Here is a 21,994-nt window from a genome sequence, read left to right on the forward strand (position 1 = left end):
GTCACACGGCGTGGTGGTGATCAGTGGTGGCCGTGGCCACTGGTGATCTCCTTGTACTCCTCTGCCGTCGGCTTCGGGATGACGTTGTCCTCGCTGTAGTAGGACTTCGAGAGCTTGGCGCGCAGCTTCTTCGACCGCGACACCTTGCGCTCGACGCCGTTCTCGTCGACCTCCGGGCCCAGCTCCAGCGGCGTCGGCTGCTCGTGCTGGGTGAGCACGTGCAGCTGCTCCTGGTCCAGCGGCTCGTGGATCTCGACGAACTCACCGTGCGGCAGGCGCTTGATGATGCCCGACTCGCGGCCGTGCAGCACCTTGTCCCGGTCACGCCGCTGCAGACCCATGCAGATCCGCTTGGTGGCGATGAAGCCGAGCACCGGACCGGCGAAGAACGCGATCCGGACGAACCAGGTGATCGAGTTGATCGACAGGTGGAAGTGGGTGGCCCACAGGTCGTTGCCACCGCCGATGAGCATCACGAAGTACGCGATCAGCCAGGCGACACCGAAGCCGGTACGGGTCGGGACGTTGCGCGGGCGGTCCAGGATGTGGTGCTCACGCTTGTCACCCCGCACCCAGGACTCGACGAACGGGTAGACCGCGATGGCGACCAGGACCAGCGGGAAGATCAGGATCGGGATCAGCACACCGAAGTTGATGGTGTGGCCCCAGAAGTTCCACTCCCAGCCCGGCATGACACGCACCAGACCCTCGGCGAAGCCCATGTACCAGTCGGGCTGGGCGCCGGTGGACACCTGGTCCGGACGGTACGGACCGATCGCCCACACCGGGTTGATGCTCGCGATGGCGGCGATCACCGAGATGACACCGAAGACCAGGAAGAAGAAGCCTCCGGCCTTGGCCATGTAGACCGGCAGCAGCGGCATGCCGACGACGTTCTTGTTGGTCTTCCCCGCACCCGGGAACTGCGTGTGCTTGTGGTAGAAGACCAGGATCAGGTGCGCCACCAGCAGACCGAGCATGATGCCCGGCAGCAGCAGCACGTGCACCGTGAAGAACCTCGGGATGATGTCGTGCCCCGGGAACTCCCCGCCGAAGATGAACATCTGCAGGTACGAGCCGATCAGCGGCATCGCCAGGATGACACCCTCGATGAACCGCACACCGGTACCGGAGAGCAGGTCGTCGGGGAGCGAGTAGCCGGTGAAGCCGGTGAACATGCCCAGCACCAGCAGCAGGAAGCCGAACAGCCAGTTGACCTCGCGCGGCTTGCGGAAGGCGCCGGTGAAGAACACCCGCATCATGTGGACCATCATGCCGGCCAGGAAGATCAGGGCCGCCCAGTGGTGGATCTGCCGGATCAGCAGACCACCGCGGACATCGAAGCTGATGTCCAGGGTCGACTCGAACGCCTGGGTCATCCGGATCCCGTGCATCGGCACGTAGGAACCGTGGTAGGTGACCTCGGCCATGCTCGGGTGGAAGAACAGCGTCAGGTAGACGCCGGTCAGGATGATGATGATGAAGCTGTAGAGGCAGATCTCACCGAGCATGAAGGACCAGTGGTCCGGGAAGATCTTGCGCATGTTGGACTTGGCGAGGCTGTAGATACCCAGCCGGCCGTCGGCCCAGTCGGCGATCCGCTCGCCCCGCGGCGCCTGGCCGCGACGCGCGGTGGTCGCGCTCGTCTCGTTACTCATCCGCGCTCCCAGAAGCTCGGGCCGACGGGCTCCGCGAAGTCGCGCGCGGCCTCGAGGAAGCCGTCCTTCACCGTGATGTGCAGCTGCGGCAGGGCGTGACCGGCAGGACCGAAGATCACGCGACCACCGTCAGAGAGGTCGAAGGTGGACTGGTGGCACGGGCACAGCACGTGGTGCGTCTGCTGCTCGTACAGGCTGATCGGGCAACCCACGTGGGTGCAGATCTTCGAGTACGCCACGATGCCTTCGTGCGACCAGGCGAGTTCCTGCTTGTCCTTGATGTTCTGCGGCTGGATCCGCACGAGCATCAGGGCGTCCTTGGCAATGTTCTCGTTGAAGTCCTCGCTGTCCTCCTCCAAGCCCTCGGGCTTGGCGAAGGTGAGCGAACCGACCGCGATGTCCTCAGGACGCAGCGGGAGGTTGGTCGACTGGTTGACGAGGCGGATGCCCTTCTTCCAGCCGGTGGTCCGCAGCTTCTTCTCGGGCAGCGGACCGAGGTCGCGCAGCAGCACGACGCCGGAGAGCGGCACCAGGGCCAGCGCACCGAACATGGTGTTGCGGATCAGCTTGCGGCGGCCGAAGCCCGACTCCTTCGCACCCTGTGCGAAGTCCGCCAGGACCTTGGCCTTGACCTCGGGCTCGGCCTCGATCGGGTGCCGGTCGTCGGCGATCTCCTCGTCCGACATCAGCGTGCGGGCCCAGTGGACCGCGCCGGCGCCGATGCAGAACAGCGCCACGCCCAGGGTCAGACCGAGAGAGAAGTTCAGGGCGCTGATGTGACCGATCGGCCAGATGTAGACGATCTTGTCGATCGGGAAGATCACGTACGACGCGATGAACGCGACCGTCGCGAGCATGGACAGCAGGAAGAGATAGGCGACCACGCGCTCGGAGCGCCGGGCGGCCTTCTCGTCGATGTCCTGGACGCGGTGCTCGTGGGCCGGCAGCCCCGGGTCGGCGAAGGGGTTCTCCCCCTTGGCCACCGCGTCGCCGTGAGCGTCGTGGCGCTCACTCGGAAGGGTTTCTTCTGGCACGTCTGCGTGTCGTCCAGTCTCACTCATGACTTCTTGGCCTTCGTAGTCCGGGCTGCGACCCAGATGGCGACCGCTACCAGCGCGCCCAGGCCGAAGATGTAACCGAAGAGGCCCTCGCTGACCGGCCCCAGACCGCCGAGGTCCAGGCCGCCGGGGCTCTCGGAGCTGTCGCTGTTGACGGCGCCGAGGTACGCGACGATGTTCTTCTTGTTCTCCTGCGACAGCGAGCCGTCGCCGAATGAAGGCATGTTCTGCGGGCCGGTTTCCATGGCCTCGTAGATGTGCTTCGGGTCCACACCCTCGAGCGTCGGGGCGAACTTACCGTTGGTCAGGGCGCCGCCCTTACCGGTGAAGTTGTGGCACTGCGCGCAGTTCGTGCGGAACAGCTCACCGCCCTTGCCGACGTCGGCACCGTCCGGGCTGTACTGGTCCTTGCTCGGCACGGTGGGACCGGCGCCCAGCGACGCGACGTAGGCCGCGAGCTGGTCGATCTCGGCGTTGTTGTAGATGTTCTTCTTCCGCGGCACCTGAGCGCCGGGCTGCTGGGCCGGCATACGGCCGGTGCCCACCTGGAAGTCGACGGCTGCGGCGCCCACGCCGACCAGGCTCGGGCCGTCGGAGGTGCCCTGACCGCCGGTGCCGTGGCAGCTTGCACAGCCCACGGCGAAGAGCTTCTTGCCCTCCTTGATGGCAAGAGACTGGGCGGTGTCATCGGCCTGAGCCTTGTCCGCCGGCGCGAACGCGGCGTACAGCCCCCCAGTGACCGCCAGCGCGAAGAGTAGGACGACGAGCGCCGCCAGCGGATGGCGCCGTCGTGCGGAGAGCTTTTTCACGGATTACCCCGGTGTCAGGATCTTCTGCGTCGATGCTTGGCTATGTCTGTCTGAACTGCGGTTCCGGTCGGGACCGGTTACCGGATCAGGTAGATCGTGGCGAAGAGGCCGATCCAGACGACATCGACGAAGTGCCAGTAGTAGGACACGACGATGGCCGCGGTGGCCTGTTCGTGGGTGAACCTCTTGGCCGCGTACGTCCTGCCCAGGACCAGCAGGAAGGCGATCAGACCGCCCGTCACGTGCAGTCCGTGGAAGCCGGTGGTCAGGTAGAACACCGAGCCGTACGGGCCGGAGGAGAGCGAGAGGCCCTCTTCCTTGACCAGTTCGGTGTACTCGAAGACCTGACCGCCGATGAAGATCGCACCCATGATGAAGGTGATCACGAACCACGTACGGAGCTTCTTGACATCGCCGCGCTCGGCCGCGAATACGCCGAGCTGGCAGGTCAGCGAGCTGAGCACCAGGATCGTCGTGTTCGTCGCTGAGAACGGAAGGTTCAGCGCATCGGAGGTTTCCTTCCAATACTCGGCACCGGTCACCGATCGAAGGGTGAAGTACATCGCGAAGAGGGCCGCGAAGAACATCAGCTCGGAACTCAGCCAGATGATGGTTCCGACGCTGGTGAGATTCGGTCGATTGACCGACGGGTGCGCGTGCCCGGTTTCTACTGTCGTTGCTGTCGCCACGACCGACATTATGTCGGTCGCTTATCCCGCCCTCACTCCGGGGGGTGCCGTTCGGTGTGTCAAGGGCGTATGCCCTGCTCGTACGGACCGTCCCCGCGGTCGCCCGAAGGAGGGAAGCGCGGGCCCTTCCGGCATCCCCGGGACGCGCCGCGACCAGTCCTGACGGGGCGTCGGGCAGATCTTGGTCCGGTTCGGACCCTCCTGCGGACGCCCCTTCCGGGAGTAGCATCCGAGCCCTACCTACGGTGGGGACGCCCCATGCACAGGTGCCGCCCCGATCCGTGCCGCTTCGAAGCGTGGAGGAACGATGCAGGCGACTGCCACGGTGCTGGTCTACAGCGACAACGCCACCACCCGCGAGCAGGTCAGGCTGGCCACAGGCCGGCGGCCCGCAGCCGATGTTCCGCAGGTCGAGATCCTGGAGTGCGCCACCCAGCCGGCCGTTCTCGCGGCCCTGGACGCGGGCGGCATCGACGTGTGCGTGCTGGACGGCGAGACCGCGCCCGCCGGCGGCATGGGCGTCTGCCGGCAGATCAAGGACGAGATCTTCCGCTGCCCCCCGGTGCTGCTGCTCATCGGGCGCCCGCAGGACGCCTGGCTGGCCACCTGGAGCCGCGCGGATGCCGCCGTGACCCATCCGGTGGACCCGGTGGCGTTCGCCGACTCCCTGGCCGCGCTGCTGCGTGAGAGGCTCCTCACGCGGGCCTGAGCGGCCTTCTGAGGCGCCCTCAGACCTGTGGGCGCAGCCGGGCCGCATCGGCGGATTCCGGCTGTTGCTCGGCGGCTCCTGTGGTGCCGGTGGCCTTGTTCTTCAGCGCGCTGCCGTCCCGCCATTCCTGCCAGGGCATGTTCCAGTCGCCGAAGCCGTTGCCGAAGGGCGCCATGTCCTCGCCGCCGCTGTTGACGACCTTGACGATGTCGCCGACGCGTACGGCGTTGAAGAACCATTCGGCGTCGCCCGTGGACATGCCCGTGCAGCCGTGGCTGACGTTGGCCGCGCCCTGTGATCCGACGGACCAGGGCGCGGCGTGCACGTACTCGCCGCTGTTGGTGACCCGGGTCGCCCAGTAGACCGGCAGGTCGTACGACTCCGAACTCCCGTCCGGGATACCGATGCTGCCGCTCGTCATCCGGACGAAGCTCTCCTTGCCGAGCACCACCTTGATGCCGTTGCGGGTGTCGAACCCGGGCTTTCCGGTGGTGACCGGAATCGTGTTGATCTCCTTGTCGTTGCGCGCCACCGTCAGTTGGTGCGTCGCCACGTCGGTGACCGCCACGATCTTGTCCCCGGTGGTGAGCTTCACGGGCTTGGCGGGCCCTCCGTAGAGGCCCTTGGAGATCTTCAGGCCCTCCAGGTTGCTGTGCACGGCGATGCTCGCGTGCGCGGGCCAGTACTCCTGGGGGCGGAAGTGGAGGGTCTTGCCGTCCACCCAGTGCCAGGAGCCCTGCACGCGGGGGGTGGAGTCGACCTTCAGGGCGCTCTCGACGACCGCGCGCGCCTTGGGGTCCTTGACCTCTTTGCTCAACTCGGCGGTGACCGGCTGGCCGACGCCGTACTCGCCGCTGTTCGGGCCGAAGGTGACCTGGAGCCGGTTGCCGCCGCCCTTGGTCTCGACATCGAGGGTCTTCAGACCGGGGTTGCCGTCCTCGTCCTCGGTGCTGACCCGCACCGAGTATCGGGTGCCGGCCGCCAGCGGCACCGTGGTGCGCCAGTGCTTGCCGTCCGCGGTGAGTTCGCCGCGGATGGAGCGGCCGGAGGCGTCGGTGGCGGTCACGTCCGTGATGCGCGCCTCGTCGCCCTTGACGGACACCTCAAGCGGCTTGTTGGGATCCGCTTTCTGCGTACCGTCCGGGGTGTTGGACGAGATCTGGTCGGCCGCGTCGTAGGGCTTGGTGGAGAGCGGTTCCGACGACGAGCCCCCGCACGCGGTGGTGCTCACCGCGAGGGGCACGAGCAGGAGGCCGCAGCTCAGCACCGTCCGGGTTCGAGGTCTGTGACTCATGCACCAAAAATATGAAGAATCCCCTGGTGCAGCGCGCTGGAGTACTGCAAACGGGGCGGGCCCGGACACCAGTTGAGGTGTCCGGGCCCGCCCCGTACGGCGCGTGGACCGCGGTTACTGCGTGCGGTTCTCGCCGCGGTAGTACTCGAAGACCCAGCCGAAGAGGCCGATGAAGATCACCGGGGCCGAGAAGTAGAGCAGCCACCAGCCGAAGACGACTCCCATGAAGGCGAGCGCACCGCCGACGGCCAGCGAGAGCGGCTGCCAGCTGTGCGGGCTGAAGAAGCCCAGTTCGCCCGCGTCGTCGGAGACCTCGGCGTTCTCGTTGTCCTGCGCTCCGGCGTCCACCCGTCGGGCCGTGAAGGCCAGGTAGTAGCCGATCATGATGCACAGGCCGAACGCGAGGAACAGCGCGGTGGTGCCCGCCGGCTCCTTCGACCAGACGCCGTAGACGATCGCCATGGCCAGGACGAAGACGGAGAGCCAGATGAACATCTTGCCCTGGATCTTCACTTGCCAGCCTCCTTGCCGCCGGCGAGAGCCTTGTCATCCGCCGAGCCGTGGCCGTTCTGGAGAGCGTCGAGCGCGGCGATCTCCGGGTGGTGCAGGTCGAACGCCGGGGATTCGGACCGGATGCGCGGCAGCGTGAGGAAGTTGTGCCGCGGGGGCGGGCAGGACGTCGCCCACTCCAGCGAACGGCCGTAGCCCCAGGGGTCGTCGACCTCGATCTTCTTGCCGTACTTCGCCGTCTTCCAGACGTTGTACATGAACGGCAGCATCGACAGGCCCAGCAGGAACGAGCTGATCGTCGAGATGGTGTTCAGCGTCGTGAAGCCGTCCGCCGCGAGGTAGTCCGCGTAACGCCGCGGCATGCCCTCGACACCCAGCCAGTGCTGGACGAGGAAGGTGCCGTGGAAGCCCACGAACAGCGTCCAGAACGTGATCTTGCCGAGCCGCTCGTCCAGCATCTTGCCGGTGAACTTCGGCCACCAGAAGTGGAATCCGGAGAACATCGCGAAGACGACGGTGCCGAAGATGACGTAGTGGAAGTGCGCCACGACGAAGTACGAGTCCGAGACGTGGAAGTCCATCGGGGGCGACGCGAGGATGACGCCGGTCAGACCGCCGAAGGTGAAGGTGATCAGGAAGCCGATCGCCCACAGCATCGGTGTCTCGAAGGACAGCGAGCCCTTCCACATCGTGCCGATCCAGTTGAAGAACTTCACACCGGTCGGTACCGCGATGAGGAATGTCATGAAGGAGAAGAACGGTAGGAGTACACCGCCCGTCACATACATGTGGTGCGCCCAGACCGTGACCGAAAGGCCGGCAATCGAAATCGTCGCCGCGATCAGACCGATGTAACCGAACATCGGCTTCCGGGAGAAGACCGGAATGACCTCGGAAATGATGCCGAAGAACGGCAGCGCGATGATGTACACCTCTGGATGGCCGAAGAACCAGAAGAGGTGCTGCCAGAGCAATGCGCCGCCGTTCGACGCATCGAATACATGCGCCCCGAATTTACGATCCGCCTCCAGGGCGAACAGCGCAGCCGCGAGCACCGGGAAGGCCAGCAGGACCAGCACGGCGGTCAGCAGCACATTCCAGCAGAAGATCGGCATGCGGAACATCGTCATGCCGGGTGCGCGCATGCAGATGATCGTGGTGATGAAGTTGACCGAGCCGAGGATCGTGCCGAAGCCGGAGAAGGCCAGACCCATGATCCACATGTCGGCACCGACACCGGGCGAACGCACCGCGTCCGAGAGCGGCGAGTAAGCGAACCAGCCGAAGTCCGCCGCACCCTGCGGGGTGAGGAAGCCGGCCACCGCGATCAGCGAGCCGAAGAGGTAGAGCCAGTACGCGAACATGTTCAGCCGCGGGAACGCCACGTCGGGCGCGCCGATCTGCAGCGGCATGATCCAGTTCGTGAATCCGGCGAACAGCGGCGTCGCGAACATCAGCAGCATGATCGTGCCGTGCATCGTGAACGCCTGGTTGAACTGCTCGTTCGACATGATCTGCGTGCCGGGACGGGCCAGCTCGGCGCGCATGAGGAGCGCCATCAGGCCGCCGATGCAGAAGAACGCGAACGACGTGACCAGGTAGAGCGTCCCGATCGTCTTGTGGTCGGTGGTGGTGAGCCACTTGACCGCGGCGATGCCGGGCTGCTTCTGGCGTACGGGCGGTGCTGCCGGGGCCGTATCGGCGGCGGCACCCTGGGGTTCGTTGAGGATGCTCACTGGTTCTTGGTCTCCGCGTTCCTGGCGTGATCCGTCTGCTTGATGCCCGACGGCAGGTAACCGGTCTGGCCCTTCTTCGCCAGGTCCTTCAAGTGCTCCCGGTACTTCTCGGGGGAGACGACCTTGACGTTGAAGAGCATCCGGGAGTGGTCGACGCCGCAGAGTTCGGCGCACTTGCCCATGAAGGTGCCCTCCTTGTTCGGAGTCACCTCGAAGACATTGGTGTGGCCCGGAATAACGTCCTGCTTCATCAAGAACGGCACCACCCAGAAGGAGTGGATGACGTCACGCGAGGTCAGGATGAACTGGACCGTCTCGCCCTTGGGCAGCCACAGGGTCGGACCCGGGTTGCCGGTCTGCGGGTTCCGCTCGCCCGGAGTACCGGTGTCGTAGACACCATCGGCACCGGCCGGGACGCTCTTCTTCCACTTGTCCGGGATCCCGGAGACTGCCTTGGAGTCGAGGTTCGAGGTCGACTTGTCGCCGTCCACGTCCTCCATGTAGTTGAACGCCCAGCTCCACTGGAAGCCCACGACGTTGACGACGTGGTCCGGCTTCTTGGAGGTCTTGAGGATTGCGCTCTCATCACGTGCGGTGAAGTAGAACAGCACCGCGATGATGATGAACGGAACGATCGTGTACAACGCCTCGATCGGCATGTTGTACCGCGTCTGTGCGGGGACCTCCACCTTGGTCCTGCTGCGGCGGTGGAAGATCACGCTCCAAATGATGAGGCCCCACACCAGCACGCCCGTTGCGAGGGCGGCGGCCCAGGAGCCCTGCCAAAGAGAGAGGATCCGCGGTGCCTCGTCCGTGACGGGCGTTGGCATGCCGAGGCGGGGGAAGTCCTTTGATGTGCAACCAGTTGCGGTCGCCAGGACCAGGCCCGCAGCAAGCACCTGCGGCAGCTTCCGCCGCATCGGGCGCCGCGACGAGCGGTCGGAGCCGTTGGGACTCACGTAGCGCCTTCCCGAGAGTCTCGCCCGCGAGACCGGCTGCGGCCGTCTCGCTGGTCGGTCGCCGGCCCTGGCACGGGCAGGGGTTTGGATGTTTATGCGGACCAAACCCTACTGGACGCTATTTGGGGCCGCGCGGGGAGGGTGCCCAACGCGGCGCGTCACTCCCCGAAGGGGTGGCCGCAGGCCCTTCGAGGAGCCCGCCGAGCCGCCGAATGCCCGTTGCCACCCGGCATCTGACGCCGTGCCCGGCACCTGCAGGACGGCCGGGGTTCCGGCGCGCGGCGCGGCGCGACGGCCCGTCCTCTACCGTCTCGTACGTGCCCTACTTCGACGCCGCGTCCTCCGCCCCGCTGCACCCCGTCGCCCGTGAGGCGCTGCTCGCCTCACTGGACGAGGGCTGGGCCGACCCCGTCCGGCTCTACCGCGAGGGGCGCCGGGCGCGGCTGCTCCTGGACGCGGCGCGGGAGGCCGCTGCGGAGGCGGTGGGCTGCCGGCCCGACGAACTGGTTTTCACCCCTTCGGGGACGCAAGCGGTGCATTCGGGCATCTCCGGCGCGTTGGCGGGCCGCCGGCGGGCCGGCCGGCGGCTGCTGCACTCCGCCGTCGAGCATTCCTCCGTGCTGCACGCGGCCGAGGCCCACGAGGCGGCGGGCGGCAGCCGCTCCGAGATCGCCGTGGACCGTACCGGGCGGGTGGCCGCCGCGGACGTCGCCGCCGCGCTGGGTCCTGACGCGGCGCTGGTCTGCCTCCAGTCGGCCAACCACGAGGTCGGTACGGAGCAGCCGGTCGATGAGGTGGCACAGCGGTGCCGGGAGTCCGGGGTGCCGCTTCTGGTGGACGCGGCGCAGTCGCTGCCCTGGGGTCCGGTGGCCGGCGCGTGGTCGGTGCTGACGGCGAGCGCCCACAAGTGGGGCGGCCCGCCCGGGGTCGGCCTGCTGGTGGTCCGCAAGGGCACCCGTTTCTCGCCTCAGGGCCCTCTGGACGAGCGGGAGTCGGGCCGGGCGCCCGGCTTCGGGAACATCCCCGCGCAGGTCGCCGCCGCAGCCTCCCTGCGGGCGTTGCGGGCCGCGGGGGAAGCCGGTGAGGCGGCGCGGCTGCGCGGTCTGGTGGACCGGATCCGCGGGCGGGTGCCCGCGCTGGTCCCTGACACCGAGGTGGTCGGCGATCCGGTCCGCCGGCTGCCGCACCTCGTCACGTTCTCCTGCCTCTACGCCGACGGGGAGGCCCTGCTGCACGAGCTGGACCGTGCGGGCTTCTCGGTGTCGTCCGGGTCGTCCTGCACGTCCAGCACGCTGACGCCGAGCCATGTGCTGCGGGCGATGGGGGTGCTGTCGGAGGGCAATGTGCGCGTCTCGCTGCCGCGCGGCACGCGGGACGCGGACGTGGACCGGTTCCTGGAAGTGCTGCCGCGGGCGGTGCGGGCGGTGCGCGAGCGGCTGGGGGTGCCGGCGGGCGCGGGGGCCGCGGGGGCGAAGGAGGCGGCCGGGGCGGGTGAGGCGGCCGATGCGGGCGGCCGGACCCTCGACGCGCTGGGCAAGCGCTGCCCGCTGCCGGTCATCGAGCTGGCGAAGGTGATCGGCGAGGTGCCGGTCGGCGCGACGGTCACCGTGCTGTCCGACGACGAGGCGGCGCGGCTCGACATCCCCGCGTGGTGCGCGATGCGCGAGCAGGAGTTCGTGGGCGAGCGGGAAGCGGAACGCGGCGCCGCGTATGTGGTGCGGCGCCGCGTCTGACCTCGCGCTCCCGGGGCGGGTGCGGCCCGTCAGGCCAGGTGGGCCTGGATCTCGCCCGCGGCCTCGTGGCCGTACGCCTTGGTGAAGCGGTCCATGAAGTTGCTGCGGTGCAGCTCGTACTCCTGGGTGCCGACGGTCTCGATGACCAGGGTCGCCAGCATGCAGCCGACCTGCGCGGCGCGCTCGGGGCCGACGCCCCAGGCGAGGCCGGACAGGAAGCCGGCGCGGAAGGCGTCGCCGACGCCGGTCGGGTCGGCCTTGGCGTGCTCCTCGGGCGTGCCGATCTCGATGACGGGCTCGCCGGCCCGCTCGATGCGGACGCCGTTGGCGCCGAGGGTGGTGACGCGGGTGCCGACCTTGGCGAGGATCTCCTCGTCGCTCCAGCCGGTCTTGGACTCGATCAGGCCCTTCTCGTACTCGTTCGAGAAGAGGTAGGCGGCGCCCTCCATGAGGGTGCGGATGGCGGGGCCGTCCATGCGCGCGATCTGCTGGGAGAAGTCGGCGCCGAAGGGGATGCCGCGGCTGCGGCACTCCTCGGTGTGCCGGATCATCGCCTCGGGGTCGTCCGCGCCGATGACGACGAGGTCGAGGCCGCCGACCCGCTCGGCCACGGTCTGCAGCTCGATGAGCCTGGCCTCGCTCATCGCGCCGGTGTAGAAGGAGCCGATCTGGTTGTGGTCGGCGTCGGTGGTGCACACGAAGCGGGCGGTGTGCAGCACCTCGGAGATGCGGACCGAGCGGGTGTCGACGCCGTGGCGGTCGAGCCAGGCGCGGTACTCGTCGAAGTCGTTGCCCGCGGCGCCGACCAGGATCGGCTCGGCGCCGAGCTGGCCCATGCCGAAGCAGATGTTGGCGGCGACGCCGCCGCGGCGGACGTCGAGCTGGTCGACGAGGAAGGAGAGGGAAACCGTGTGCAGCTGATCGGCGACCAGCTGGTCGGCGAAGCGGCCGGGGAAGGTCATCAGGTGGTCGGTGGCGATGGAGCCGGTGACTGCGATACGCACGACGGGTCTGCTCCTGCGGATGCGGGATGGACGTGACGGACGTGAAGCAACGCTACCCGGTCGGCACGCCCCGCTCCCACCTGCCGAAACTACCCAATAGTAGGGCTTTCTTCGCAGGCCGCGTGATGCGTACCGTTCCCCCATGACCAAGACTGTGAAAGCCGTCACATCCCCTGTGCGCCCGTCCGTCGCCGACCCCGAGTCGCTGGACCAGCTGCGCGGCGACTGCGCGCGGATGGCGCCGCACTGGAAGGCCGTGCACCGTACCCCGCCGGCCGCAGGCCGTGCGTCGGATCTGCGCGGGATCACGGTGTCCGCCGCCTCCGCCGCGCTGGTCGACGGCATGTCCGAGTACGGCGACTGACCCGGCCCGCCGGCCCCGGGTGCGGCCCGCCGGGCGGCACCCGGGGGAACCGCCCGCACCCCCGCTCCGTCCCATCGGTGCCCCCTTCACGGAGGATGGCACGTCAGATGTCCAGCGGAGCCGAAGGAGCGATGCGGTGAACACCGAGGACACCCCCGATCCGGCACACCCCAAGGAGCGCAGGCGGCGCACCCCGTTGGTGGCCGCCTCGATGGCCGCCGCGGTGCTGCTGGCCGGCGGCGGGGCGGCGTACTGGGCGTCGTCCGCTTCCGGCGACGGTTCCGGCGCGCCTGCCGGGGCCCCGGGCGAGCCCCCGCCGCTCGCCCTCGACGGCTACACCGGCGGCGGGATCGCCGCAGGTGAGCCCAACCCGCAGGGCGCGAACTACCGCGCCGTGCACCAGCTGCCCGACGGGCCGGATTCGGCGCCGGTCTACCGCCCGAAGGGGCAGATCGGGCAGGACGCGGTGAAGCGGCTGGCGAAGGCCCTGGATGTGGCCGGAAAGGTCCGTTCGGAAGGCACCTCCTGGAAGGTCGGCGGGCTGACCCGGGACGCGCGCAGCCCGGTCCTCCAGGTGAACAAGACCGGCGCGGGGTCGTGGACGTACTCGCAGTACGGCACCCCGGGCGGTACGAACTGTGCGCTGCCCGCCTCCCCCGAAGGGACGTCCGGTCAGGACGGCGGCTCGGGTACGCCGTCGAGCCGGCCCGGCTGTCCGTCGTACCGGGGCGGCCCGGACGCGACGACGGAGGACGACGGCAGCGGCAAGGGCGCGGTGTCGCAGGAGAAGGCGAAGCAGGCGGTGCGGCCGGTGCTGAAGGCGCTGGGCCAGGAGAACGCCGCGCTCGACGCGCACGGGCTGTCCGGGGCGGTGCGGATGGTCACCGCCGACCCGGTGCTCGCCAAGCTGCCGACGTACGGGTGGCAGAGCGATCTGCAGGTCGGCTCGGACGGTCAAGTGGTGGGCGGCAGCGGGCAGTTGGCGCATCCGGTCAAGGGCGCGGACTATCCGGTGCTGAGTGCGGACAAGACGCTGGAGCGGCTCAACTCCCGTGACGGGCGCGGCAGGCCGGGCGGCTGTGTGACGCCGCAGACGGAGAAGGGCACGCCGGGCGACGGGATCGCGCCGTGCGAGCCGGCGCCGACGAAGGCGCAGAAGCCGTCCGAGGTGACCGGCGCGGTCTTCGGGCTCGCCGTGCAGTACGTGGACGGCGGGCAGGCGCTGGTGCCGTCGTGGCTGTTCAGGGTCGAGCAGCCGGGCGCGAGCCGGGGCCCCGACGCGTCGACGACGGTCGCGCACCCCGCGGTGCAGCCGCGCTACCTCGCACAGCGGGACGGCGGCCCTTCGGCGTCTCCCCAGCAGCCGCACCGGCCCTCGGGGAAGCCCGGCGCGATGGCGCTGGAGGCGTACGGCGTCTCGGACGGCGGCCGGAAGCTGACGCTGCATTTCTGGGGCGGGGTGTGCAGCGATTACTCGGTGTCGGCCGAGGAGTCGGCGACGGCGGTGAAGACCAAGGTGGTCGGCGAGGACAAGAAGCCGGGACAGGTCTGCGTCAAGATCGCCAAGGAGTTCACGAAGACGGTGACGCTGGAGAAGCCGCTGGGCGGACGCAAGGTGATCGACGTGTCGACCGGCACGTCCGTGCCCAGCCAGTAGCCCCGGGGCCACGGCGACCCGGCATGACGAAGGCGGCGCTCCCTCTCTCCGAGGGGCGCCGCCTTCGTACGTCCGGCAGCCTCAGCTGAAGGAGTCGCCGCAGGCGCAGGAGCCGCTGGCGTTGGGGTTGTCGATCGTGAAGCCCTGCTTCTCGATGGTGTCGACGAAGTCGATGGAGGCACCGCCGAGGTAGGGGGCGCTCATCCGGTCGGTGACGACCTTGACGCCGTCGAAGTCCTTGACGACGTCGCCGTCGAGCGAGCGCTCGTCGAAGAAGAGCTGGTATCGCAGGCCGGAGCAGCCGCCGGGCTGAACGGCCACGCGCAGCGCGAGGTCGTCACGGCCCTCCTGCTCCAGCAGGCCCTTCACCTTCGACGCGGCCGCGTCGGACAGGATGATGCCGTCACTGACGGCGGCCTTCTCGTCCTGAACGCTCATCTACATCTCTCCCGGGTTGTACGGACCGCTTGTCAACGGATGCAACCAACTGCAACCGGCGACGTCCCGGATTAATTCCGGCTGGGCGCGTGGTGTCGAGGGACCTCCCGGGCACAGCCGGCAGGGCTCTCATGACATTGCCTCTTCATGCTCGCACACCTGCGCGCGGAGCCCGGCCGGCGTCCGGAATTCGGCCCGGCACGGATGCGTCACATCGACACGATGCCCATCGTCAAAGTGACGTGAAGCGGCTATGATAGATAGCGTCAAATAGACGAAAAGGTTCCCGGTGCGAGGCACCGGCTCCCCTGGTGCGGCCACCTCGCCGTGCTCACCGAAGAAAAGAGAGGGTGCGTGTCGTGACCACCGCCCAGCCCCTGGACGTCCAGCCGACCCCGCTGGCCCTGCTGCTCCTCGGCCGCGAGGCCGACCCCAAGAGCGAGCGCGGCGTGGAGTGCCCCGGCGACCTGCCGGCCCCGTCCGACCCCGGCCTCGTCGAGCGTGCCCGCGCCGCCAAGGCGAAGCTCGGGGACAAGGTCTTCATCCTCGGTCACCACTACCAGCGCGACGAGGTCATCGAGTTCGCCGACGTGACCGGCGACTCCTTCAAGCTCGCACGGGACGCCGCCGCACGGCCGGACGCCGAGTACATCGTCTTCTGCGGCGTGCACTTCATGGCCGAGTCCGCCGACATCCTCACCGGCGACGGCCAGCAGGTGATCCTCCCCGACCTGGCCGCCGGCTGCTCGATGGCCGACATGGCGAGCGCCGAGCAGGTCGCCGAGTGCTGGGACGTGCTGACCGAGGCAGGCATAGCCGAGCGGGTCGTGCCCGTCTCGTACATGAACTCGTCGGCCGACATCAAGGCGTTCACCGGCAGGCACGGCGGCACGATCTGCACCTCGTCCAACGCGAAGCGGGCCCTGGACTGGGCCTTCGAGCAGGGGGAACGCCGGGACAACAAGGTGCTGTTCCTGCCCGACCAGCACCTCGGCCGCAACACCGCCGTCCGTGACCTCGGGATGTCCCTGGAGGACTGCGTCGTCTACAACCCGCACAAGCCGAACGGCGGGCTCACCGCCGAGCAGCTGCGGGACGCCCGGATGATCCTGTGGCGCGGCCACTGCTCGGTGCACGGCCGGTTCTCCCTGGAATCGGTCGAGGACGTAAGGGCCCGCATCCCCGGGGTCAACGTCCTCGTCCACCCCGAGTGCAAGCACGAGGTCGTGGCGGCGGCCGACCACGTCGGGTCGACCGAGCACATCATCCAGGCCCTGGAGGCCGCTCCGGCCGGTTCGAAGTGGGCCATCGGCACCGAGCTGAACCTCGTCCGCCGCCTGGCGAACCGGTTCGCCGCCGACGACAAGGAGATCGTCTTCCTCGACAAGACGGTCTGCTTCTGCTCGACGATGAACCGCATCGACCTGCCGCACCTGGTGTGGGCCCTGGAGTCGCTGGCGGACGGCAAGGTCGTCAACCGCATCGAGGTCGACAAGGAGACCGAGCACTTCGCGAAGCTGGCGCTGGAGCGGATGCTGGCGCTGCCGTAGGCGCCCGGCGGGCCGCCGATGCCCCCGCGAGAGACGGCTCGCGGGGGCATCGTTTTCGGCTGTGCTTCCTTCCGGCGGGACGCAGGTCAGACGCCGGCGGGCTCCGGTGTCCTGTCGCCGTCCTCAGCGGCGGCCGGTGTGCCGGTCTTCCCGGTGTGCCTGGCCGCCTTCTTCGCCGCCCGGCGTTCCTTGCGCAGTTCGATGACCGCGTAGAGCGTCGGGACGAGGAGGAGGGTGAGCAGGGTGGAGGTGATCAGGCCGCCGATCACGACCACCGCGAGCGGCTGGGAGATGAAGCCTCCGTCGCCGGTGATGGACAGGGCCATCGGCAGCAGCGCCATGATCGTGGCGAGCGCCGTCATCAGGATCGGCCGGAGCCGGTGCCTGCCGCCCTCGACGACCGCTTCGACGACGCCGTATCCCTGGGCCCGGTACTGGTTGATCAGGTCGATCAGCACGATGGCGTTGGTGACGACGATGCCGATCAGCATCAGCATGCCGATCATCGCCGGGACACCCAGCGGGGTGCCGGTGACCACCAGCAGGCCGATCGCGCCGGTCGCCGCGAAGGGGATCGAGACGAGCAGGATCAGCGGCTGGACGAGGGACCTGAAGGTGCCCACCAGCAGCATGAAGACGATGGCGATGGCGGCCAGCATGGCCAGGCCCAGCGAGGAGAACGCGTCGGACTGGTCCTGCGAGAGGCCGCCGATCTCCGCGGTCGCGCCCTGTGGCAGCTTCAGGTCGCCGATCGTCTTCTGCAGGTCGGCGGTGACCGCTCCGGTGTTGTCGCCGACCGGCTTGGCGGTGATCGTCGCCGCGCGGGCGCCGTCGATCCGGGTCATCTTGACAGGACCGGGGACCGTCTTGACGGTGGCGATGTCGCCCAGCTCGACGGGGCCGCCCGGCGTCGGGATGTCCAGCGCCTTCAGCTCGGCGAGTGTGGTGGCCGGACGGGCCGCCTTGATGACGACGTCCCGCTCGGTGTTGTCCAGGATCGCCTTGCCGCTGGTGGTGCCCTGCACGGCCTGGGCGACGGCGGCGCCGAGCGTGGTCTGGCTGTAACCGGCCGCCGCCGCCTTGGCGTTGGCGGTGACGGAGATCCGGGGCACGCTCTGCGAGAGGTCGCTCTGGACCTCGGTGACGTCGTCGATGCCCGCCACCGCGGTCCTGACCTGGTCGGCGGCCTTCTTGAGTACGTCCGCGTCACCGGCCTTGACGATCACGCTCAGGTCCTGGCTGCCGAAGCCGCCGCCCGCGGTGACGGTGGTCTCGCCGATGCCCTTGCCGAGCTTGTCCAGACCCATGCGCAGCTCGTCGGTGACCTGGTCGGAGTCCGCGTCGTCGGCCAGCTTCACCTGGTACGTCGCCTGGTTGCTGCCGCTGCCGCCGCCGAACGCCGCCATGATGCCGGCGGAGCCGACGGTGACCTGGTAGTCCTCGACCGCGTCCGTGCCTGCCAGCAGCTTCTCGACCTTCTTGGCCTGCGCGTCGGACGCGTCCAGGCTGGTGCCCGGCTTCAGCTCCTGCTTGATGCTGAGGGTGTCCTGGCTGCCCTGGTCGAGGAAGTTGGTCTTCAGCAGCGGGCCCATGCCGAGGGTGCCGAGCAGGATGACGACGGCGATGACCACGCTGGTGGCGCGGCGGCGGGTCGCGAAGCGCAGCACCGGCACGTACAGGCGCTGCAGCGCGCTGCGGGCCTCCTTCTCCTCGGCCTCGCGGCGGAGTTGCTCCGGGTCGCTGCCCTCGGGGATCTCCGGGGTGCGCAGGAACCAGTACGACAGGACCGGCACGACCGTCAGGGAGACCAGCAGCGAGGACAGCAGGGCGACCGCGACGGTCAGCGAGAAGGAGCCGAACAGGGCGCCCACCATGCCGCCGACCACACCGATCGGGAGGAACACCGCGACGGTGGTGAGGGTGGACGAGGTGATCGCGCCGGACACCTCGCGGACCGCGCCGAGGATGGCCTCGCGGCGCTCCTCGCCGTAGCCCAGGTGCCGTTTGATGTTCTCCAGGACGACGATGGAGTCGTCCACGACACGGCCGATCGCGATGGTCAGCGCGCCGAGGGTGAGCATGTTGAGGGAGAGGTCGCCGGTCCACAGCACGATCAGTGTGATGACGACCGAGAGCGGGATGGAGACCGCGGTCACCAGCGTCGAGCGCAGGCTGAGCAGGAAGAGCAGGATGACGACGACGGCCATGATCAGGCCGAGCAGGCCCTCGGTGGTCAGCGACTCGATCGACTTGGAGACCGCGGGGCCCTGATCGGAGACGATCGTGACCTGCGCCTTGCCGAGGTCCTGGCGGATCTTGGGGAGCTTGTCCTTGACCGCGTCGGAGATGTCGACGGCGCTGCCGTCCTGGTCCATCGTCACCGAAACGGCCAGGCTGCGCTCGCCGTTGGTGCGGGTCAGCGAGGTCGGGGTGGCCGACTCCTGCTTGACGGTGGCCACGTCGCCGAGCCGGACGGCGTGACCCGCGCCCGCGCCGCCGGCCGCGGGGACCGGGGCGACGCTCAGGTCCTTGATCTGCTGGACGGAGGTGAAGCCCGCGCCGACCTGGACCGTCTTGTTCCTGCCGTCCTCGGCGAACGAACCGGCGGGCACCGACGTGCCGCCCGCCTCCAGCGCCTGCCCGAGCGCGGACGCGGACAGTCCGGCCGCGGCGAGCTTCTTGTCGTCGGGGGTGACGGCGACGACGCGGTCCTGGACGCCGCTGACCGACACCTGGCCGACGCCTTCGATGTTCTTCAGGTCGGGCACGACGCTGCGGTCCAGCTTGTCGGCGAGCGTCTGCTGGTCCTGGTCGGCGGATGACACGGCGAGGACGACGCTGGGGAGGTCGTCCGACGAACCGGCCACGACCTGCGGGTCGACGTCCTTGGGCAGCTTGGCGCGAGCCCGGTTGACGGCCTGCTGGACGTCGGCGACCAGCGTCTTGGAGTCGTTGCCGTAGTCGAACTGCGCCATCACGACACCCGAGCCCTCGCTCGCCGTCGAGGTGACGCCCTTGATGCCGTCGACCGCCTGGATACCGTCCTCCAGCGGCTCGATCACCTGCTTCTCGACGACGTCGGGCGAGGCCCCCTGGTACGGCGCCATCACGGACACCATGGGGAGATCGATGGAGGGCAGGAGCTGCTGCTTGAGCTGCGGGATCGCGATGGCGCCGAAGGCGACCGCGACGACCGCCATCAGGGCTATCAGGCCCCGTTGTACGAGGCTGAGTCGGGACAGCCAGGCCATGGGTGGGGTCTCTCTTCTGTTCTGAAAAGGGCGGCGGGAGGGCACTGCGATGCCCACCTACACCTTCGGCCATGGCCCGGCCGGTTTTCCTCGCTCGCAGGTCGGTTTCCGCTCACCGGGTCGTACAGCGTTCGGAGTACGGGGTCTGCACCCTCACTGCACCCGTGGGCGTACGAGTCCGGTTTCGTACGCGATGACCACCAACTGGGCCCGGTCGCGGGCGCCGAGCTTGGCCATCGCGCGGTTCACATGGGTCTTCACCGTCAGCGGGCTGACCGCCAGCTGCTCGGCGATCTCGTCGTTGGACAGGCCACCCGCGACCAGCGCCAGCACCTCACGCTCCCGGCCGGTCAGGCTCGCCAGCCGCTCCGCGCCCGCGCCCGGCGGCCCGTCGTCGGCCGAACTCCCGCCCTGCGCGAGGAACTTGGCGATCAGCCCCTTGGTCGCCGCCGGTGACAGCAGCGCCTCGCCGGCCGCCGCGATCCGGATCGCGGCGATCAGCTCGTCGGGCTCGGCGCCCTTGCCGAGGAAGCCGCTGGCACCCGCCCGCAGCGACTGCACGACGTAGTCGTCCACCTCGAACGTCGTCAGGATCACCACCCGTACGCCGGTGAGCTGCGGGTCCTCGCTGATCATGCGGGTGGCGGCGAAACCGTCGACCCCGGGCATCCGGATGTCCATCAGGACCACGTCGGGCGCGCTCGCGCGGGCCATCTCGTACGCCTGGGCGCCGTCGGACGCCTCGCCCACCACCTCCATGTCAGGTTCGGAGTCGACCAGCACCTTGAACGCGCTGCGCAGCAGCGTCTGGTCGTCGGCGAGCAGCACCTTGATCGTCATGTCGTGGACTCTCCCGTACGGGCGGTGTGCAGGGGAAGCGTCGCCCGCACCTGGAAACCTCCGGTGGCCCGCGGCCCGGTCACGACCGTGCCGCGCAGCGCGTGGACCCGCTCGCGCATCCCGATCAGACCGTGGCCGCCGCCGCTCTCCTGCGGCGCGCCGTCGCCTTCCCTGGTACCGGGCTCCTGGCGCCGGTGGGGCACGGCGGGGCGCCCCGCGCCGTCGTCGAGCACGGTCACCGTCAGCGTGGACTCGGTGCGGATGATGCGGACTCTCGCCCGCGCGCCGTCGCCCGCGTGCTTGCGGACGTTGGTCAGCGCCTCCTGGACGATGCGGTAGGCGGTGAGATCGACGGACGCGGGCAGCCCCTGGGAGGTCTGCGGCGCCTCCAGTTCGACGGGGAGTCCTGCGCGGGTGAATCCGTCGATGAGCTGGTCCAGGACGCCGAGCCCAGGCGCGGGTTCGGTCGGGGCCGTGGGGTCGTCGGACTGGCGCAGCAGGCCGACGGTGGCGCGCAGTTCGTCGAGCGCCGACCTGGATGCCTCGCGGACGTGAGCCAGCGCCTGTTTGGCCTGGTCGGGGCGGCTGTCCATGACGTGGGACGCGACGCCTGCCTGGACGTTGACCAGCGCGATGTGGTGCGCGACGACATCGTGCAGTTCGCGGGCGATCCGCATCCGCTCCTCGGCGACCCGGCGCCCTGCCTCCTCCTCGCGGGTCCGCTCGGCGCGTTCGGCGCGCTCACGGATGGCGTCGATGTAGGCGCGGCGGCTGCGCACCGCGTCCCCCGCGGCTGCCGCCATGCCCGTCCAGGCGAAGATCGCGAGGTTCTCCTGCGCGTACCAGGGGCGCGGCCCGTAGAGCATCGCCGCCGCGGTCAGCACGACGGCGGTCAGGGCGCCGAGCCGCCAGGTGGTGGAGCGGTCGGTGTGCGCGGCAAGGGTGAACAGGGCGACGACGGCGGCTGCGACGACCGGCGCGCGCGGCGCGGATGTCTGGCCGACGAGCTGGACGATGGTTACCACGCCGACCGCGGCGAGCACCGTGCGGGGCCACCGGCGGCGGGCGACCAGCGGGAGGCAGGCGAGCGCGGCGAGGAGGACGGTGGTGGGGGACAGCTCGCGGTCGAAGCGCGGGCCGTTCGGGCGGTGCAGCTCGGCCACCGCGCCGACCAGGATGGCCGCGAAGACGCAGGCGGCCACGGCGGCGTCGAACGCCAGCGGGTGCGTCCGGTGCCGGCGCGGGCGGGCGGCGCGGCGCGCGTCCCGGCCGGGGTCGAGGGAGGTCACGAGAGCAAACGGTAGCGCCCCGGTCCCGTGAGGGAGCCGGGGCGCCGTCCGCCGTGCGCTGGAGTGGCGGCGGGGTCCTGCCTGCGTGGCGCGGTGCGGACGCGGGCCGGGCCGTTCAGCCGGGGATGAGGCCGTCGTCGCTGAGCATTTCCCTGACCTCGTCGAGCGTGGCATCGGAAGCCGGCAGGATCAGCTCGGACGGCTCCAGGGAGTCGTCGGGCAGCGGTGTGCCCAGCCGGCGCACCGCGTCGAGCAGTGCGGCCAAGGTGGTGCGGAAGCCGGCCTCGTCGCCGCTCTCCATCTCGTCGAGCAGCTCGTCGTCCAGCTTGTTCAGCTCGGTGAAGTGGGCGTCGTCCAGCTTCACCTGGCCCTCCCCCATGATCCGTACGATCACGACGGTCTCCCTCGGTCCGGTCCTGCGGTGCTGTGAGGCTAACCGCAGGTGC

The 21,994-nt window shown here is 69.3% G+C and carries 19 protein-coding genes; 5 read left to right on the forward strand and 14 right to left on the reverse strand.

Annotated features, from left to right (window positions below; genetic code table 11):
* Window positions 1–20: 20 nt before the first annotated feature.
* The 4 genes from ACGFNI_RS01690 to ACGFNI_RS01705 form a co-directional block, all read right to left on the reverse strand.
* A complete protein-coding gene (locus tag ACGFNI_RS01690; RefSeq protein ID WP_393679607.1) occupies window positions 21–1,658 on the reverse strand; it encodes a cytochrome bc complex cytochrome b subunit in 1,638 nt (545 codons plus the stop codon).
* Entirely contained in the window at window positions 1,655–2,641 is a 987-nt protein-coding gene (locus ACGFNI_RS01695; RefSeq protein WP_393680317.1) for a Rieske 2Fe-2S domain-containing protein, read from the reverse strand. The genes ACGFNI_RS01690 and ACGFNI_RS01695 overlap by 4 nt, the downstream gene beginning before the upstream one ends.
* Before the next feature lie 74 nt (window positions 2,642–2,715).
* The gene (locus ACGFNI_RS01700; protein ID WP_393679608.1) at window positions 2,716–3,525 is read right to left on the reverse strand and encodes a c-type cytochrome; all 810 of its coding nucleotides are present in this window, start codon (window positions 3,523–3,525) and stop codon (window positions 2,716–2,718) included.
* A 77-nt stretch (window positions 3,526–3,602) separates the two neighbouring features.
* Window positions 3,603–4,223 (reverse strand): heme-copper oxidase subunit III, encoded by a 621-nt coding sequence (locus ACGFNI_RS01705; protein ID WP_030281841.1) that lies wholly within the window; start codon window positions 4,221–4,223, stop codon window positions 3,603–3,605.
* A 298-nt stretch (window positions 4,224–4,521) separates the two neighbouring features.
* On the opposite strand from ACGFNI_RS01705, the gene ACGFNI_RS01710 reads away from it, so the two are divergent.
* Entirely contained in the window at window positions 4,522–4,923 is a 402-nt protein-coding gene (locus ACGFNI_RS01710) for a hypothetical protein (protein WP_393679610.1), read from the forward strand.
* A 19-nt stretch (window positions 4,924–4,942) separates the two neighbouring features.
* On the opposite strand, the gene ACGFNI_RS01715 is transcribed toward ACGFNI_RS01710, so the two are convergent.
* The 4 genes from ACGFNI_RS01715 to coxB all read right to left on the reverse strand — a co-directional run bounded on the left by ACGFNI_RS01715 (window position 4,943) and on the right by coxB (window position 9,422).
* Window positions 4,943–6,217 carry an Ig-like domain-containing protein gene (locus ACGFNI_RS01715; RefSeq protein ID WP_393679612.1) on the reverse strand — a complete coding sequence of 425 codons (1,275 nt, stop codon included), beginning with the start codon at window positions 6,215–6,217 and terminating at the stop codon, window positions 4,943–4,945.
* 114 nt (window positions 6,218–6,331) lie between these two features.
* Window positions 6,332–6,730 (reverse strand): cytochrome c oxidase subunit 4, encoded by a 399-nt coding sequence (locus ACGFNI_RS01720; RefSeq protein WP_393679613.1) that lies wholly within the window; start codon window positions 6,728–6,730, stop codon window positions 6,332–6,334.
* Window positions 6,727–8,463 carry a cytochrome c oxidase subunit I gene (gene ctaD, locus ACGFNI_RS01725; protein WP_393679615.1) on the reverse strand — a complete coding sequence of 579 codons (1,737 nt, stop codon included), beginning with the start codon at window positions 8,461–8,463 and terminating at the stop codon, window positions 6,727–6,729. Before ctaD ends, ACGFNI_RS01720 begins: the two co-directional genes overlap by 4 nt.
* Window positions 8,460–9,422: a cytochrome c oxidase subunit II gene (coxB, locus tag ACGFNI_RS01730; RefSeq protein WP_393679617.1), complete on the reverse strand. Its 963-nt coding sequence runs from the start codon at window positions 9,420–9,422 to the stop codon at window positions 8,460–8,462. The genes ctaD and coxB overlap by 4 nt, the downstream gene beginning before the upstream one ends.
* A 317-nt stretch (window positions 9,423–9,739) precedes the next feature.
* On the opposite strand from coxB, the gene ACGFNI_RS01735 reads away from it, so the two are divergent.
* On the forward strand, window positions 9,740–11,155 hold the full coding sequence (locus ACGFNI_RS01735) for a cysteine desulfurase/sulfurtransferase TusA family protein (RefSeq protein WP_393679618.1): 1,416 nt from the start codon (window positions 9,740–9,742) through the stop codon (window positions 11,153–11,155).
* A gap of 29 nt (window positions 11,156–11,184) precedes the next feature.
* Here ACGFNI_RS01735 and ACGFNI_RS01740 read toward each other — a convergent pair whose 3' ends face one another.
* Window positions 11,185–12,159: a carbohydrate kinase family protein gene (locus tag ACGFNI_RS01740; protein ID WP_393679620.1), complete on the reverse strand. Its 975-nt coding sequence runs from the start codon at window positions 12,157–12,159 to the stop codon at window positions 11,185–11,187.
* 142 nt (window positions 12,160–12,301) lie between these two features.
* On the opposite strand from ACGFNI_RS01740, the gene ACGFNI_RS01745 reads away from it, so the two are divergent.
* Window positions 12,302–12,523, forward strand: coding sequence for a hypothetical protein (locus tag ACGFNI_RS01745; protein WP_393679621.1), 222 nt, complete (start codon window positions 12,302–12,304; stop codon window positions 12,521–12,523).
* A 136-nt stretch (window positions 12,524–12,659) separates the two neighbouring features.
* Entirely contained in the window at window positions 12,660–14,180 is a 1,521-nt protein-coding gene (locus ACGFNI_RS01750) for a hypothetical protein (protein ID WP_393679623.1), read from the forward strand.
* Window positions 14,181–14,261: 81 nt separating this feature from the next.
* Here ACGFNI_RS01750 and ACGFNI_RS01755 read toward each other — a convergent pair whose 3' ends face one another.
* A complete protein-coding gene (locus tag ACGFNI_RS01755) occupies window positions 14,262–14,618 on the reverse strand; it encodes an iron-sulfur cluster assembly accessory protein (protein WP_227048131.1) in 357 nt (118 codons plus the stop codon).
* A gap of 350 nt (window positions 14,619–14,968) precedes the next feature.
* Here ACGFNI_RS01755 and nadA point away from each other — a divergent pair, with 350 nt between their 5' ends.
* Window positions 14,969–16,168: a quinolinate synthase NadA gene (gene nadA, locus ACGFNI_RS01760; protein WP_393679625.1), complete on the forward strand. Its 1,200-nt coding sequence runs from the start codon at window positions 14,969–14,971 to the stop codon at window positions 16,166–16,168.
* A gap of 86 nt (window positions 16,169–16,254) precedes the next feature.
* Here the strand turns inward: nadA and ACGFNI_RS01765 are convergent, their stop codons facing one another.
* The 4 genes from ACGFNI_RS01765 to ACGFNI_RS01780 all read right to left on the reverse strand — a co-directional run bounded on the left by ACGFNI_RS01765 (window position 16,255) and on the right by ACGFNI_RS01780 (window position 21,942).
* Window positions 16,255–19,419 (reverse strand): efflux RND transporter permease subunit, encoded by a 3,165-nt coding sequence (locus ACGFNI_RS01765; protein WP_393679627.1) that lies wholly within the window; start codon window positions 19,417–19,419, stop codon window positions 16,255–16,257.
* Window positions 19,420–19,572: 153 nt separating this feature from the next.
* The gene (locus ACGFNI_RS01770; RefSeq protein WP_393679629.1) at window positions 19,573–20,259 is read right to left on the reverse strand and encodes a response regulator; all 687 of its coding nucleotides are present in this window, start codon (window positions 20,257–20,259) and stop codon (window positions 19,573–19,575) included.
* The gene (locus ACGFNI_RS01775; protein WP_393679631.1) at window positions 20,256–21,548 is read right to left on the reverse strand and encodes a sensor histidine kinase; all 1,293 of its coding nucleotides are present in this window, start codon (window positions 21,546–21,548) and stop codon (window positions 20,256–20,258) included. The genes ACGFNI_RS01770 and ACGFNI_RS01775 overlap by 4 nt, the downstream gene beginning before the upstream one ends.
* A 115-nt stretch (window positions 21,549–21,663) precedes the next feature.
* On the reverse strand, window positions 21,664–21,942 hold the full coding sequence (locus ACGFNI_RS01780; protein ID WP_393679632.1) for a hypothetical protein: 279 nt from the start codon (window positions 21,940–21,942) through the stop codon (window positions 21,664–21,666).
* Window positions 21,943–21,994: the final 52 nt, after the last annotated feature.

Source organism: Streptomyces sp. NPDC048644 (assembly GCF_043199105.1).
Lineage (GTDB): Bacteria > Actinomycetota > Actinomycetes > Streptomycetales > Streptomycetaceae > Streptomyces.

What these genes read in the sequence shown, in the direction of transcription:
- ACGFNI_RS01755 (WP_227048131.1), bottom strand. Translation starts at nt 14,618, where the DNA reads ATGAGCGTTCAGGACGAGAAGGCCGCCGTCAGTGACGGCATCATCCTG.
- ACGFNI_RS01710 (WP_393679610.1), top strand. Translation starts at nt 4,522, where the DNA reads ATGCAGGCGACTGCCACGGTGCTGGTCTACAGCGACAACGCCACCACC.
- ACGFNI_RS01745 (WP_393679621.1), top strand. Translation starts at nt 12,302, where the DNA reads ATGACCAAGACTGTGAAAGCCGTCACATCCCCTGTGCGCCCGTCCGTC.
- ACGFNI_RS01690 (WP_393679607.1), bottom strand. Translation starts at nt 1,658, where the DNA reads ATGAGTAACGAGACGAGCGCGACCACCGCGCGTCGCGGCCAGGCGCCG.
- ACGFNI_RS01705 (WP_030281841.1), bottom strand. Translation starts at nt 4,223, where the DNA reads ATGTCGGTCGTGGCGACAGCAACGACAGTAGAAACCGGGCACGCGCAC.
- ACGFNI_RS01765 (WP_393679627.1), bottom strand. Translation starts at nt 19,419, where the DNA reads ATGGCCTGGCTGTCCCGACTCAGCCTCGTACAACGGGGCCTGATAGCC.
- ACGFNI_RS01715 (WP_393679612.1), bottom strand. Translation starts at nt 6,217, where the DNA reads ATGAGTCACAGACCTCGAACCCGGACGGTGCTGAGCTGCGGCCTCCTG.
- ACGFNI_RS01770 (WP_393679629.1), bottom strand. Translation starts at nt 20,259, where the DNA reads ATGACGATCAAGGTGCTGCTCGCCGACGACCAGACGCTGCTGCGCAGC.